Below are 398 nucleotides of genomic sequence, written 5' to 3'. Positions count from 1 at the left end.
ACTTGTTTTTTCTTACGTTTCATTTTAGATGGCCTGCCTTTAGGATGAGATCTTAAGCCCATAATACCATCACGGATGAACACTTTTCGCCAAATACTTATTTGTGCGGCTAAAATATCATATTTCATAGCAACAATGGCTAAAGAATCATCATGAGTTTGGTAGTAGTCTATCACATCTAATTTAAACTCTGATGAGAAATATCGCTTGTGTCTTTTTCGATTAAAAGTTTCTACACCACCTAATTTATACAGTTGAATCCATTTTCGGACTTGACGCCCGGGTAAGTCATATTTAGAAGCTACTTCCGAGGCATTGAGATTACTATTCAAATATACGGATACAACTTCTGCTTTTAATTTTGAACTATATTTGGTCATAAAAAAAGTACCTCACAA

Annotated in this window: 1 protein-coding gene; it reads right to left on the bottom strand. The window is 34.2% G+C overall.

The window, feature by feature from the left end; genetic code table 11:
- On the bottom strand, positions 1-380 hold a 380-nt coding region (locus IV36_RS12265), incomplete at its 3' end, for a transposase (protein ID WP_082623775.1).
- Positions 381-398: the final 18 nt, after the last annotated feature.

Origin of the sequence: Liquorilactobacillus mali, from assembly GCF_001437155.1 — a bacterium.
Taxonomy (GTDB): Bacteria; Bacillota; Bacilli; order Lactobacillales; family Lactobacillaceae; genus Liquorilactobacillus; species Liquorilactobacillus mali_A.
This window is presented reverse-complemented; position numbering and strand designations above follow the sequence as displayed.